We start from the raw sequence: 14122 nt of genomic DNA on the forward strand, positions 1-14122 counted from the left end.
CTTCGCCGTGTCCTGGCCTGGATAGGCTGGGGCAACAGCTTGTCAGGTGCCTACGACGACCCAGGAGCGGCTTATGAGCGCTGTGATCCCCGCTGGAGGCGACACCGCGGCGGGCCGTTCCTGGCCCGCGGTGCTGAACGGTCTGCTGGACGGCCGGGACCTGTCCGCGGACGACACCGCCTGGGCGATGGGCCGGATCATGAGCGGCGAGGCGACCGATGCGCAGATCGCCGGGTTCGCGGTGGCGCTCAGAGCCAAGGGCGAGACCGTGGAGGAGATCTCCGGCTGTGTGCGGGCGCTGTACGAGCACGCCAACGTGATCGAGGTGCCGGGGCCGACGGTGGACATCGTCGGCACGGGCGGCGACGGGGCGAAGACGGTGAACATCTCCACGATGTCGTCGATCGTCGTCGCCGGCACGGGCGCGAGGGTCGTGAAGCACGGCAACCGGGCCGCGTCGTCCGCGTCGGGAGCCTCGGACGTCCTGGAGAAGCTCGGCGTCAACCTGGAACTGACACCGCAGCGGGTCGCCGAGGTCGCCGACGAGGCCGGCATCACCTTCTGCTTCGCGGTGAAGTTCCATCCGGCGCTGCGCCATGTGGCGGCGGCGCGGGGGCAGTTGGGTGTCCGGACGGTCTTCAACTTCCTCGGCCCGCTCGCCAACCCGGCGAAGGTCAAGGCGCAGGCGGTCGGCGTCGCCGATCCGCGGATGGCGCCCATCATGGCGGGCGTCTTCGCCGAGCGCGGCTGCTCCTCGCTGGTGTTCCGCGGTGACGACGGCCTCGACGAGCTGACGACCACCGCCACCTCCCGGGTGTGGGTCGTCCGCGACGGCAAGGTGACGGAGGAGAGCTTCGATCCGCGGGACGTCGGTCTGGAGCTGGTGCCGGTGGAGGCCCTGCGGGGCGCCGACGCCACCTACAACGCCGAGGTCGCGCGCCGCCTGCTGGACGGCGAGACGGGCCCGGTACGGGACGCCGTACTGCTGAACTCGGCGGCGGCGCTGGTGGCGCTGGAGCCCGGCGACGGGCCCTTGGCGGACCAGGTCCGCGCCGGTATGGAGAAGGCGGCGGAGTCGATCGACTCGGGGGCGGCGAAGCGGACGCTGGACCGCTGGGTCGCCGCGAGCAACGCCTGAGCCCATGTGAGGTGACGCGAGGCGCAGTCCAGGATGCGGACTGCGCCTTGCGCGTCGAAGATCGTGTGGCAAGATGCTGACCAGGTCATGAGTGACAGTCATCAGGCCCCGGCCGGCTGTCCGGCAACCCTCCGTCCGTGGCGGGGTGCCCCGGGTGAAGACCAGGCCGTAGGCAGCGAGGTCTACGGCAAGCGCGGACCCCTCACGAAACCAGGGGTCCTGGTCGTCGAGGAGCCTTCCGTGAACAAGCGAATGCGCTAGGGCCTGTCGCGCCCGTCTCCGCATCCCCTTTTCCCTTCCCGCGTTTTCCCTTCCCGCGCTGAGCCTGCCTTGTGCCGCTCGCGTGGTGAATCCGCCTGCTTTCCACGGGAGTTCACCCATGTCCGTCTCCACCGCTGCCGTCGCCCAGTCCGTTTGTGCCCCTCTGCCCGTTCTGGGACGAGATGTCACCGTCCCGCTCGTCACCGGCGGGGAGGTCACCTACGCCGCGCTCGACTACGCCGCCAGCGCCCCGGCCCTGCAGCGCGTGTGGGACGACGTGGCGGCGTACGCGCCGTACTACGGCAGTGTGCACCGCGGTGCCGGATACCTCTCGCAGCTGTCCACCGACCTGTTCGAGAACGCCCGGAAGACCGTCGCGGAGTTCCTCGGCTGCCGGGCCGACGACCAGGTGGTGTTCACCCGGTCCACCACCGACTCCCTCAACCTGCTCGCCGCGGCGCTCCCGGCCGACTGCCAGGTCTTCGTCTTCGAGACCGAGCACCACGCCTCGCTGCTGCCCTGGCGCGGCGCCCACGTCACCTACCTCGACGCCCCCGGCAGTCCCCGCCAGGCCGTGGAGACGCTGGAGCGCGCCCTCGCCGACCGCGCCGTGCCGATCGAGGGGGGCCACGGCCCGGCCCTCGTCTGCGTCACCGGCGCCTCCAACGTCACCGGCGAGCTGTGGCCGATCCGCGAACTGGCCGCCGCCGCCCACGCACACGGCGCCCGGATCGTGCTGGACGCCGCCCAGCTCGCCCCGCACCACCCGGTGTCGGTGCGGGACCTCGACGTCGACTGGGTCGCCTTCTCCGGGCACAAGCTGTACGCCCCGTTCGGCTCCGGCGTCCTCGCCGGCCGGGCCGACTGGCTGCGCGAGGCCGAGCCGTACCTCGCGGGCGGCGGGGCCAGCCGCAAGGTCACCCGGCGCACGGACGGCGGCGTGGACGTGGAGTGGCACGACACCGCCGCCCGTCACGAGGCCGGGTCGCCCAACGTCATCGGCGCCTACGCCATCGCCTCCGCCTGCAAGGCCCTCACCGAGGCCGGGTTCGACACGCTGGTCGCCCGGGAGCAGTACCTGATCGAGAAGGTCCGCGCGGGCCTCGCCGAGGTCCCCGAGGTCAGGGTCCTCTCCCTCTTCGGGGACGACGCCCCGCGGGTCGGCGTGATCTCCTTCGTCGTCGAGGGCTGGAACAGCTCGCACTTCGCCGCCGCCCTGTCCGCCGAGTACGGCATCGGCGTCCGCGACGGCCTGTTCTGCGCCCACCCGCTGGTCCGCACCCTGCTCGGCAGCGACCCGGGGACCCAGGGCGAGTGCGGCTCCCCGGAGGCCGCGCCCGGTGAGAAGTCCCTCAACGCCATCCGCGTCAGCTTCGGCGCGGGGACCCCCGACGAACACGTCGAGCGCTTCGTCAACGCCGTGGAGGAGCTGGTGCGGAACGGCGCGAAGTGGCGATACCGCACGGAGGACGGCCGCTGCGTCCCGGCGGTGGGCTGACCGGCCCCAGGGGCGCGGGAACTGCGCGACCAGCCACAGCGGAGCGGCAGTCGCACACGCTCCGCGCCCCGCAGACGATCAGGCGTCGATCACGAGTCCAGCCCGATGGCAAAAGCGGCCTCAAGGTCATGCTGCGAGTACGTGCGGAACGCCACGTGCGTGTCCGTCGCCTCCACCCCCGGGATCTTGCTGATCCGGCCCGGGATGACCTCCGCCAGGTCCTCGTGCTGCTTCACCCGCACCATGGCGATCAGGTCGTAGGTGCCGGTGACGGAGAAGACCTCGCTGACGCTCTCCAGCGCGGCGATCCGCTCCGCGATCTCGGGGATCCGGTCCACGCTGGTCTTGATGAGGACGATCGCGGTGATCACGGCTGTTTCTCTCCCTCGGGGGCCGTCGCTGGGGCGGGGTTCACTCTAGTCGCAGGGCCGAACCGCACCCAGGCGAAGACGAAGCCCAGCCCGAAACCCACCAGGTGGGCCAGGTACGCCACCCCGGGGCCCTCGCCGGCCCGCCCGGCCGCCAGCCACTGCAGGGCCGCCCAGAACGGCAGCACGATCCAGGCCGGGAAGCGCAGCGGCAGGAAGAACAGGAACGGCAGGAGACTGGTCACCCGGGCGCGGGGGAACAGGTACAGGAACGCCCCGAGGATCGCCGAGATCGCCCCCGAGGCGCCGACCAGCGACTGCTCGGAGCCGGCGTTGGCGGCCGCGTAGCCCAGCAGGGCCAGGTAGCCGCAGCCGACGTAGAACAAGGTGAACTGGATCCGGCCCATGCGCTCCTCGGTCATCGCCCCGAAGACGTAGAGGAACAGCATGTTGCCGAGCAGATGCACCCAGCTGCCGTGGACGAAGAGGGCCGTGCCGGGGGTGAGAGCGGCACGGGGGGAGTCCTCGAACAGTTCTGCGGGGATCACGCCCCAGTGCCGGAAGTAGGCCCGCTGCGCGGCGAGCAGCGCGTCGCCGGAGCCGTACGCCGGGCCGAGGCCCGCCGCCGGGCCGATCACGAAGATCAGGCAGCACAGGGCGATCAGCGAGTACGTCACCGGCGCCGACGAGCCCCGGACCGTGCTGACCGTCCTGCCGACCGCCGTGCTCCAGTTGCGGATCATGAACACAGAGCATGACGTAACCGGGCGCATGCGCACAGACCGCCTCGCCGCCATGGACGGACGGGCGGCGAGGACCCGCCAGGCCGTAGGGTTACGAGCCACAAGCACCGGGGAAGCCGGTGCATCACCGACACTGGAAGAAAGCGAACAGTCACGATGACGGTTCCTCTGCCGACCGCCACGACGCGGTGGCGCTGCACTCTCTGTGGCAACCTCACCCGCTTCGACGTGACCCGCTCGTCGAAGGTCGTCGAGTACGTGCACCTCGATCTCGCCGGAGAGCCGACGGTGGAGGAGCGCGAGGTGCTCAGTGAGACGATCGAGTCGGTGCGGTGCCGCTGGTGCAACGCCGTGGACCAGGTGGAACTCGTGGACAGGCCGGGCGCCGGCTCCTGACGGGAGCGGGCCCCGCACAGGCATTGGGGTGTGACGGATGGTGGAGACCGCAGGCGGGGGGCCGGGCGACGGCGCCGCTGAGGTGCTCGACCGTCCGCTGCCCGACGGCGTGCGCCGCAGGGTCGTGCAGATCGTGTCCGACGGCTTCGGCGGGCTGACCGTCGCCGAACTGCCCACCCAGCTGCGGCAGTACGCCCGCTTCGCCCCGAACCGCCGCGCCAAGTTCGCGGGCAACGCGATGGCCGCGGCGCTGGAGACCGACCCGCTGTTCCGGCAGCGCATCGGCGAGAAGCTCAGAGAGGCCCAGCCGGAACTGGCCGGCGCCCTCGACTCCGGCTCCCCGCCCCCGGCCGCGGACCCGCTCGACGTGGCGGCCGCGGCCTATGTTCTGCGGCCGACCGGCTGGGTGAAGCTGGTGGCCGCGGCCGGCGAGGAGGCCCAGCGCGCGGACGCCGAGCGCGCCGACGAGGAGAACCGGGCCGAGCTGGAGCGGCTGCGCACCGAGCTGGCCCAGGCCCGGGAGCACACCAAGGCCGAGACCGAGCGGCTGCGCACCGAGCTGGAATCGGCCAGGAAGGAAGCGGAATCGCTGCACCGGAAGCTGCGGGCCGCCCTCAGTGACGTCAAGCGCGGCGAGGCCGCCCTGCGGAAGGTGCAGGGCGAGATCGAGGCCGTCCGCGCCGAGGGGCAGGCCCAGGTGTCCGCCGCCGAGAGCGAGGCCCGGCGGCTGCGGGCGCGGCTCGGCGAGACGGAGGCCGCCCTGGAGGCCGCGCGCAGGGCGGCGCGGGAGGGGCGCAGCGTCGAGGACATGCGCGTACGGCTGCTGCTGGACACCCTGCTGGACGCGACGCAGGGCCTGCGGCGGGAGCTCGCGCTGCCGCCGGTGTCGGTGCGGCCCGCGGAGACCGTGGACGCCGTCGAGCCCGGGCGGATGACGCCGAAGGACATCGCCGCACGGGCGTTGTCCGAAAACGACCCCGCCATCCTCGACCAGCTCCTGGCACTGCCGCAGGCCCATCTGGTGGTCGACGGCTACAACGTCACCAAGACCGGCTATCCGCAGATGCCGCTGGAGAAGCAGCGCCTGCGGCTGCTCGGTCAGCTCTCGCAGCTCGCCGCGCAGACGAACGCCGAGGTCACCTGTGTCTTCGACGGGGCGGAGCTGGCCGCTCCGGTGCTGCTCGCGCCGCCGCGCGGGGTGCGGGTGCTGTTCTCCAAACCGGGCGTCACCGCCGACGAGTTGATCCGCCAGCTGGTGCGCGCCGAGCCGCCCGGCAGGCCGGTCATCGTCGCCTCCACCGACCGCGAGGTGGCCGACGGGGTGGCCCGCGCCGGCGCCCGGCCGGTGGCGTCGGCGGTGCTGCTGAAGCGGCTCTCCAAGGCTTAGCGAGTCCGAGCGGCAAGGCAGGGGCGAATTGCCCGGATTGACGGGATCCTCGCACAACATTGAGTCAAACCTGCCTCACGGCACGTGAGTCCCGTGTAAAGAATGTGCTCACGGAGGGAGATTTTGCAGCTGAGGATTTGATCTGATCACAGAGAGGTCACTAGGGTCCTGCTCCGAACCTCCGCTCGGGTGTTCGCTCATAAGGGGTGAGTGACGGCGGAGGGGACCGCCCACCGGTGTGTTCGGTAGGCGGCTGGAGGAAGAAGGAGCTCGCCTCCGTGGCGTCCCACCGTCGTCCCAAGCAGCCGAGCCGTGCACGTGTGACCGTGCTGACCACCGCGGCCGCCGCTGCCGTCGCCCTGGGTTCCCAGGCCGCCAACGCGGCACCGGCCGCGAAGCCGAGCAAGGACGAGGTCAAGGCCAAGGTCGACAAGCTCTACGAAGAGGCGGAGCAGGCCACCGAGAAGTACAACGGGGCCAAGGAGAAGCAGGAGAAGCTCCAGAAGGAGATCTCCACCATCCAGGACAACGTCGCCCGCGGCCAGGAGGAGCTCAACGAGCTGCGCGACGGCCTCGGTTCGATGGCCAGCGCCCAGTACCGCTCCGGCGGCATCGACCCCTCCCTTCAGCTGTTCCTCTCCTCGGACCCGGACGACTACCTCGACAAGGCGTCCACGCTCGACCAGTTGAGCGGCCAGCAGGTCGAGGCGCTGAAGAAGATCCAGGAGAAGCAGCGCGAACTCGCCCAGGAGCGCGCCGAGGCGGCCGAGAAGCTCAAGGACCTCGCCTCCACCCGCACCGAACTGGGCAAGAAGAAGAAGGAAGTCCAGGGCAAGCTCGCCGCCGCGCAGAAGCTGCTCAACAGCCTCACCGCCCAGGAGAAGGCCGCCCTCGCCGCCGAGCAGGCCCGTGCCAGCCGCGACAGCGAGCGCGACGCCCTCGGCTCCTCCTCGGCCTCCTCCGGCCGCGCCGCCGCGGCCTACGCCGCCGCCCAGAGCAAGCTCGGCTCGCCCTACGTCTACGGCGCCACCGGCCCGTCCTCCTTCGACTGCTCGGGCCTGACCTCGTGGGCGTACGCCCAGGCCGGCGTCCAGATCCCGCGCACCTCCGAGGCGCAGGCCCAGATCGGCACGAAGATCTACTCGGTCAGCCAGCTCAAGGTCGGCGACCTGGTCTTCTTCTTCAACGACCTGCACCACGTGGGCCTGTACGCGGGCAACGGCCAGATCATCCACGCCCCGCGCACCGGCACGGTCGTCCGCTACGAGTCGATGGACACCATCGGCGGCCCGTTCATGTTCGGCGTCCGCGTCTGACGCCACCCCGCCGGGAACCCTCCAGGATCGGTTGCCCCGTACCGCCCGAACGGGCGAATTGCGAGGACGCACACTGACCCCACGCCCCGCCGATGACCTGTGTTCAGCGGCGGGGCGCCCTTTTGTGCGGATACCGACGTCTTTGGCCGGAACGCAGTCACGCGGCTACTGTCTGCCGCGTTTCCCCCGGTGCCGCGCCCCGGCGCCGGGGGAGTCGTCCGTGTCCGCCAGCGGAAGGAGTGCGGCTTCCCGTGGGGTCCCATCGCCGCCTTGCACCGTCCGGGTTCGACCGGGGCGCCAGCGTCGCGGTCACCGTCCTGTCGATAACGGCCGCCGCCCTGGGCGTCGTACCGGCCCTGGCCGCGCCGCACGACGACACACGGGCCGAAGTGGACCGCCTCTACGAGGAGGCAGAGAAGGCGACCGAGGCCTACAACAGGGCCGACGAGCGCGCCGACGCGCTGCGCGAGCAGGTGGGCACCGCACAGGACGGCATCGCCCGCCGGCAGGAACGCATCAACACCCTGCGGGAGGCGCTCGGTTCACTCGCCGGCGCCCAGTACCGCTCCGGCGGACTCGACCCCACCCTCGCGCTGCTGTTCGCCGACGACCCGGAGGACTACCTCGACAAGGCCTCCGTCCTCGACCGGATCAGCGCCCACCAGGCCGACGCACTGCGGGACCTGCAGAGAGCCATGAGGGACCTCGCCCAGGACCGCGAGGAGGCCGCGGGCAAGCTCTCCGAACTCAACAGGAGCCGCAAGGAGGTCGCCGCCCACAGGAAGAGCGTGGAGCGGAAACTCGCCAAGGCCCGCCGGCTGCTCAACTCCCTGCCGGAAGCCGAGCGCGCCGCCTACGACCGCGCCTCCCGCTCCGGCCGCACCGGCATGCCCGGCTTCGGGGGCGCCGTCCCCGCCTCGGACCGCGCGGCCGCGGCCGTCGCCGCCGCCCGCTCCGCGCTCGGCAGGCCCTACGTCTGGGGCGCCAACGGGCCCGGCGGGTTCGACTGTTCGGGCCTGATGCAGTGGTCGTACGCGCAGGCCGGGGTCGCCATCCCCCGCACCTCGCAGGCCCAGCGGTACGCCGGCCGGCAGATCCCGCTCTCCCAGGCACAGCCCGGCGACCTGGTCACCTACCGCGGCGACGCCAGCCATGTCGCGATGTACATGGGCAACGGCCAGGTCATCCACGCCCCCTACCCCGGCGCACCCGTGCGCTACGACCCGGTCGGGATGATGCCGGGAGCGACGGTCACCAGGGTCTGACGCGCGCGCCGGGTCCGCCCGTACGATCGGGACCGTGGCTGGACGCGGGCGGGTGTCGGAATGCGGAGTCGTGGCGCTCGTGCTGCTGCTCGTCGCGCTGGTGGCCTGCGGTGGACGGCCGGCCGCCGACTCCGCGCGGACCGATGTGCAGCGGGTGCTGGACCGGCGGGCGGGCGCCGTTCTCGACCGCGACCGGGCGGCGTTCGAGCGGACCGGCGCGCTGAGCTGGTTCGAGAACCTGCGCGCGGTGCCGCTCGCCGCCTGGTCGTACCGCCTGACCGACCTGCACCGCACCGGCGACCACGCCACCGCCGACGCCGAACTGCGCTACCGCGTCCGGGGGTACGACCGGGCCCCGGTCAGCGCCGACCGCACGCTGAGCCTGAGCCGGGACGCGGACGGGCGGTGGTCCGTCGACTCCGACCGGCCCGCCGCGAAGTCCGCCCAGCAGCTGTGGGACCAGGGCGAGGTGGTCGTCGTGCGCGGCGCGCACGGCATCGTCCTCGGGGTCGGGCAGTCGGGCCAGGCGCTGCACCGCTACGCGGACCTGGCGGACCGGGCGGTGCCGGCCGTGTCGCAGGCGTGGGGCACGGACTGGAGCCGGCGCGTCGTGGTGCTCGTCCCGAGGTCGCTGGAGGGCATGGCGGGGCTGCTCGGCTCGCCCGCCTCCTCCTACCGCGGGATCGCCGCCGTCACCACCGGCGAGGTGGGCGGACGGGCACCGGCCGACCGGATCGTCGTCAACCCCGACGCGTACGGCATGCTCGGCGCCCTGGGCCGGCAGGTCGTCCTCACCCACGAGACCACCCACGTCGCCACCCGCGCCCACACCGGCCCCGCCACCCCGCTGTGGCTGTCCGAGGGCTACGCCGACTGGGTCGGCTACCGCGGCACCGGACGCACCCCGTCCCAGGCCGCGCCGGAGCTGTCCGGCTCGGTGGGCGAGGGCCGGGTGCCCCGGGCGCTGCCGGAGGACAAGGACTTCGGCTTCGCCAGGGACGCGACCGCGCTGGCCGAGGCCTACGAGGGCGGCTGGATGGCGTGCCGGATGATCGCCGACCGGTGGGGCGATGCGCGGCTGGGGGAGTTCTACCGGGCCGTGGGCGAGCACAAGGAGAGGGCGGGAGCGGTGCGGGACGCGATGCGGCGGGTGCTCGGGACGACGCCGGAGGCCTTCACCGAGCAGTGGCGCGCCTACCTGCGGGCCCGGCTGGGCTGAGTCACCCGCTGTCGTCCAGCCGGTCGCTCTTTTCCAGCCGGTCGCTCGCTTCCAGCCCGTCGCTCTTTTCCAGTTGGCCGATGGCCTCCGTCAGCCACGCTCGCTCCGCCTCGCCCGTCGCCCGCGCCACCCGCAGCATGCCCTGCCGGAACAGGTCCTCCGCCTCCTCCGCCCGCACCGGAGCACCGTCCGCGTAGAAGAAGCTGGAGGGCGTCTGGAGGAACTCCAGGCGGCGGCGCAGCACGGCAGCCTGATCCCCCCGGTCGGGGAGGTGGCGCAGGAACGCCAGCACGGTGTTGAAGCGGACCTGGTCGGTGATCTCGGCCTGTTTGGGGTGCCGCAGCCGTTCCAGCAGGTCCTCACGGCCGGCGTCGGTGAGCGACAGCACGCGCCGCGGAGCCGCGCTCGCGCCCGGCTCCGAGTGCTGGTCGAGCTTGCCCGCCGCGAGGAGACGGGTGATCGCCGGGTAGAGCGCCCCGTCGCTGACCGGGCGGACATGACCGGTGAGCGCCTTGATGCGCTCCTTCAACTCGTAACCGTGCAACGGCTCTTCGGCCAGGAAGCCCAGGATCGACAGCTCCAGCATGCGGACCGGTTCCTCCTTGCGGGGGTGCTCTCCGCATGCTACCTCTTGTCGAGCTACCTCGAAACGAGGTACCCGATGAGGAGGTTGTGGTGAACGCCCACCGTCAGCAGCTCATAGCCCTTGCCCGCCCCGTCTACTTCTCGCTCCTGGCCTCCGTCGCCGCCGGGATCATCAACACCGTCTGGGTCTCCCGGCTGGGCGGCCCGGCCGTGGCCGCCGTGGCCGTCGCGACCAACACCGAGAACGTGCTGCTCGGCGTCGCCCTGGTCTTCGGCTCCGGTACGACGGTGCTGGTCGCACACGCCAGGGGCGCCCGGGATCCGGGGGCCGTACGGGCCGCCGTGCGCGGCGGCTGGGCGGTGTTCGCCCTGGTCACGCCGGTGGTCGTGGTCGGCGGAGTGCTGCTGCGCGAACCGCTGGCCCGGCTGGTGCTCGGCGGGGACGACGGTGCGGCGCTGCCGCTCGCAGCCGCCTACTTCGCGATCTCCATGCCGGGCATGGCCGTCTTCTTCGCCCAGAATCTCGTCGACGGGATCCTCAAGGGCGCCGGCGACACCAGGACGCCGATGCGGCTCGCCCTGCTGACGGGCGGGCTGATCCTGGTCTGCGACCCGTTCCTCATCGACCGCTACGGCGTGCGGGGCGCCGCCGCCTCCACCGTGCTGTGCCGGTGCGTGGCCCTGGCGGCGGGTCTCGTGGCGCTGCGGCGCAACGCGCTGCTGCGGACGGCCACCCGGGCACGTCCTGCCGAACCGGTCGGCGCCGCACTGCGGCGCACCCTGCGCACCGGGCTGCCCATGTCCGCCGACTTCACCGTGCGGCAGGCCGGCGCGCTGGCCCTCGTGGCGATCGTGGCGCGGCTCGGGGTGACGGCGGTAGCCGCGTACGCGATCGCCTACAAGGTCATGTACGTCGCCACCATGGCCTTCTACGCCGTGCGGCAGGCCGCCTCGATCCACACGGCGCACACGCGCGGCGCGGGGCGGGACGAGCGGCGCGTGATCGGGCGGCAGGCGCTGATCGTGTCCGGGACTGTGGCGCTCGCGGCGGCTGTGCTGCTCGGTGTCGCGGCTCCCTGGCTGCCGGCCGTCTTCGGCGCGGGGCCCGGTGTCGGCCACGACTGTGTGCTGTTCCTGCGCGGCGTCGGGCCCTACCTGCTGCTGATGAGCTGCTTCATCGCGCTCGGCGGGGTCTTCGAGGGCAGCGGGGGAGCGCCGGCCGTGCTGCGTGTGACGGTCCTCGGCACCGCGGTCCAGCTGCCGCTCGCGTACGGGCTGTCAGGGCTCGGCCTGCCGGGGGTCTGCCTGGCGCTGGCGCTGGCCATGGCAGTGCAGTGCGGGGCGCTGCTCGTGCTCTTCCGGCGGGCCCGGCGTCACGAGGACACCGGGGTCTCGCTGGTGAGGGCCTCCGCCTGAGGGGGCATGGTGCGCGGGGCCGTCCTGCCGGGTACCGTCGCGCGCCACAGTGCGCGGGCCGCGATGAGCGTGGCGGCCACCAGCAGGCCGTTGCGGACGAACAGGAGGGTGACGCCGAGCCCGTCGCTCGCGATCACGTTGCCGAAATAGACCGGGAACTCCAGCACCGTCGCGAAGCACGCCACCAGGACCAGTGCGACGGGCCGGCGCATCCGGCTCTCCCGGAAGCACAGGCAGACCGCCGCCAGGCCGACCAGCCACACCATGTACTGGGGGCTGATCACCCGGCTGGTGACCGTGAACATCAGCACCGCCACCAACGCCGTGTCCGCGGCCGTGTGCACCTCGAAACGGGTGGCCATCAGACGCCACACCAGCAGCCAGCCGAAGACCATCCCCGTCAGGGCGAGGGCTGCCGTGCTCACCACGTCCACGTGCGGGCCGAGGAACTCGACCGAGCCGTAGTTGAGCAGCACCTGGCCGTTCCAGCCGTGGTGCCGGGCCACGTGGAAGACGAGGGAGCCCAGCGACTCCACCTCGGTGCCCCGGTCGCGCTGGAAGGTCAGGAAGGCGAACGCGCCGGGCATGGCGAGGGCGAACAGCGCCGCCACCACCACGCCGGTCACCGCCGCCGCGATCCAGCTGGTGCGCCTGCGGACGCCGACCAGCAGCAGCACCGGCCACACCTTCAGCAGCGCCCCGAAGCCCGCCAGCGCCCCCATCACCCGGGGGTGCCGGGCGCCCGCGAGCAGCGCGGCCACCGCCACCGCGGTGACCATCACGTCGTAGCGCGCGTACACCGTCGGCCCGAGCAGCGGGACGCCGGCCACCCACACCCAGGCCCCGCGCAGCGTGGCGCCCGGGCGCCGGCCCGCGTACAGCAGCAGGGCGAGGGTGGCCAGGTCGGCGACGCAGGCGAGGACGAAGAAGGCCGTCGTGTAGTCGAGGAACGGCAGCAGGCCGGGGGAGAGGATCGCCAGGGCGGCGGCGGGCGGGTACTGCCAGGTGACGTCGTCGAGCGGGAACGTTCCGGTGCGCAGCACCTCGTACCAGCCCTGGTAGATCACGGAGACGTCGCTGGTGACGTCCGGGCCCGGGAAGACGTACACCTTGAGCACGAACAGCAGCAGCATCAGCCGTGTCGCGCCCCAGACCCCCAGCGGCAATGCCAGAGACCACCTCGCGCCCGTCGTCTTCACGTGATCCCTGCCCGTCCGCGTGCCGTCTTGATGGGGCCATGATGTCCCGAACGGCTGTGTGCGTGCCATAAGCAACGCGTTCGGTAGGGTCGGCGGCGATGCACAAGACCCTCGTCGTGACGAACGACTTCCCGCCCCGGCCCGGCGGTATCCAGGCGTTCCTGCACAACATGGCGCTGCGCCTCGACCCCGAGCGGCTGGTCGTCTACGCCTCCACCTGGAAGCGGAGCCCGGAGGGCGTCGAGGCGACGGCCGCCTTCGACGCCGAGCAGCCCTTCACCGTCGTACGGGACCGTACGACGATGCTGCTGCCGACGCCGCAGGCGACCCGGCGGGCCGTCGGGCTGCTGCGGGAGCACGGGTGCACGTCGGTGTGGTTCGGAGCGGCGGCGCCGCTCGGGCTGATGGCGCCGGCGCTGCGGAGGGCGGGCGCCCAGCGGATCGTGGCCACGACCCACGGCCACGAGGCCGGGTGGGCCCAGCTGCCCGCCGCCCGGCAGCTGCTGCGCCGGATCGGTGAGGCGACGGACACCATCACCTACCTCGGCGAGTACACGCGCTCGCGGATCGCGGCCGCGCTGACGCCCGAGGCGGCTTCGCGGATGGTGCAGCTGCCGCCCGGGGTGGACGAGAAGACCTTCCATCCGGGGTCGGGCGGCGACGAGATCCGCGCCCGGCTGGGGCTCACCGACCGGCCGGTGGTCGTGTGCGTCTCGCGGCTGGTGCGGCGCAAGGGGCAGGACACGTTGATCCGGGCCATGCCCCGGATCCTGGCGGCCCACCCCGAGACCGTGCTGCTGATCGTCGGCGGCGGGCCGTACGAGAAGGACCTGCGCACCCTCGCGCACGACACCGGCGTCGCCGGCTCCGTCCGCTTCACGGGCGCGGTGCCCTGGTCCGAGCTGCCCGCCCACTACGGCGCCGGGGACGTCTTCGCCATGCCCTGCCGGACCCGGCGGGGCGGGCTGGACGTCGAGGGGCTCGGGATCGTGTACCTGGAGGCCTCCGCGACCGGGCTGCCCGTCGTCGCCGGAGACTCGGGCGGCGCCCCCGACGCGGTGCTGGACGGCGAGACCGGCTGGGTGGTGCGGGGCGGCTCCGCCGAGGAGACGGCCGACCGCGTCGCCACCCTGCTCGGTGACCCCGAACTGCGCCGGCGCATGGGCGAGCGGGGCCGGGAGTGGGTCGAGGAGAGGTGGCGCTGGGATCTGCTGGCGGAGAAGCTGAAGACGTTGCTCTGACCGTGCGGCGGGGCTGGGCGGAACGGAAAAATCCGCACATGCTGCGGCCATGGCAGCGAACCTGATACAGCGTCAGCTGACGAGACGTCA

13 protein-coding genes and 1 riboswitch are annotated in these 14122 nt (G+C 72.5%); of the genes, 9 read left to right on the top strand and 4 right to left on the bottom strand.

Translation table 11 applies throughout. The features are described 5' to 3' along the window. Window positions 1–73: 73 nt before the first annotated feature. Together trpD and NW895_RS06680 are read left to right on the top strand one after the other, a co-directional pair. A complete protein-coding gene (trpD, locus tag NW895_RS06675; protein ID WP_289934381.1) occupies window positions 74–1138 on the top strand; it encodes an anthranilate phosphoribosyltransferase in 1065 nt (354 codons plus the stop codon). Between the two features lie 83 nt (window positions 1139–1221). Then, window positions 1222–1338: riboswitch (SAM riboswitch) on the top strand. Between the two features lie 179 nt (window positions 1339–1517). Further along, entirely contained in the window at window positions 1518–2897 is a 1380-nt protein-coding gene (locus tag NW895_RS06680; protein ID WP_289934382.1) for an aminotransferase class V-fold PLP-dependent enzyme, read from the top strand. A gap of 89 nt (window positions 2898–2986) precedes the next feature. On the opposite strand, the gene NW895_RS06685 is transcribed toward NW895_RS06680, so the two are convergent. Continuing rightward, window positions 2987–3268: an Lrp/AsnC ligand binding domain-containing protein gene (locus NW895_RS06685; protein WP_110627675.1), complete on the bottom strand. Its 282-nt coding sequence runs from the start codon at window positions 3266–3268 to the stop codon at window positions 2987–2989. Further along, window positions 3265–4008 carry a rhomboid family intramembrane serine protease gene (locus tag NW895_RS06690; protein WP_289934384.1) on the bottom strand — a complete coding sequence of 248 codons (744 nt, stop codon included), beginning with the start codon at window positions 4006–4008 and terminating at the stop codon, window positions 3265–3267. Before NW895_RS06690 ends, NW895_RS06685 begins: the two co-directional genes overlap by 4 nt. 156 nt (window positions 4009–4164) lie before the next feature. Between NW895_RS06690 and NW895_RS06695 the strand changes: the two genes are divergently transcribed. From NW895_RS06695 to NW895_RS06715, 5 genes are all read left to right on the top strand, one after another. Beyond that, on the top strand, window positions 4165–4404 hold the full coding sequence (locus NW895_RS06695; protein ID WP_067392653.1) for a hypothetical protein: 240 nt from the start codon (window positions 4165–4167) through the stop codon (window positions 4402–4404). Between the two features lie 37 nt (window positions 4405–4441). Then, a complete protein-coding gene (locus NW895_RS06700) occupies window positions 4442–5791 on the top strand; it encodes an NYN domain-containing protein (protein ID WP_289934385.1) in 1350 nt (449 codons plus the stop codon). Between the two features lie 278 nt (window positions 5792–6069). Next, complete coding sequence (locus NW895_RS06705; RefSeq protein WP_289934386.1) at window positions 6070–7107, top strand: NlpC/P60 family protein; 1038 nt, start codon at window positions 6070–6072, stop codon at window positions 7105–7107. 251 nt (window positions 7108–7358) lie between these two features. Beyond that, window positions 7359–8372, top strand: a complete 1014-nt coding sequence (locus NW895_RS06710; protein WP_289934387.1) for a C40 family peptidase — start codon at window positions 7359–7361, stop codon at window positions 8370–8372. A gap of 34 nt (window positions 8373–8406) precedes the next feature. Next, window positions 8407–9591, top strand: coding sequence for a hypothetical protein (locus tag NW895_RS06715; protein WP_289934388.1), 1185 nt, complete (start codon window positions 8407–8409; stop codon window positions 9589–9591). A gap of 1 nt (window position 9592) precedes the next feature. Here NW895_RS06715 and NW895_RS06720 read toward each other — a convergent pair whose 3' ends face one another. Further along, complete coding sequence (locus tag NW895_RS06720) at window positions 9593–10177, bottom strand: PadR family transcriptional regulator (protein ID WP_289934389.1); 585 nt, start codon at window positions 10175–10177, stop codon at window positions 9593–9595. An 89-nt stretch (window positions 10178–10266) separates the two neighbouring features. Between NW895_RS06720 and NW895_RS06725 the strand changes: the two genes are divergently transcribed. Beyond that, the gene (locus NW895_RS06725) at window positions 10267–11592 is read left to right on the top strand and encodes an MATE family efflux transporter (RefSeq protein ID WP_289934390.1); all 1326 of its coding nucleotides are present in this window, start codon (window positions 10267–10269) and stop codon (window positions 11590–11592) included. Here NW895_RS06725 and NW895_RS06730 read toward each other — a convergent pair. Further along, window positions 11550–12791, bottom strand: a complete 1242-nt coding sequence (locus tag NW895_RS06730) for a glycosyltransferase 87 family protein (RefSeq protein WP_289934391.1) — start codon at window positions 12789–12791, stop codon at window positions 11550–11552. The two genes, NW895_RS06725 and NW895_RS06730, sit on opposite strands and share 43 nt — an antisense overlap. Window positions 12792–12889: 98 nt before the next feature. Here NW895_RS06730 and NW895_RS06735 point away from each other — a divergent pair, with 98 nt between their 5' ends. Beyond that, window positions 12890–14032: a glycosyltransferase family 4 protein gene (locus tag NW895_RS06735; protein WP_289934392.1), complete on the top strand. Its 1143-nt coding sequence runs from the start codon at window positions 12890–12892 to the stop codon at window positions 14030–14032. Window positions 14033–14122: the final 90 nt, after the last annotated feature.

It is taken from the genome of Streptomyces sp. S.PNR 29 (assembly GCF_030386795.1).
Classification (GTDB): Bacteria; Actinomycetota; Actinomycetes; order Streptomycetales; family Streptomycetaceae; genus Streptomyces.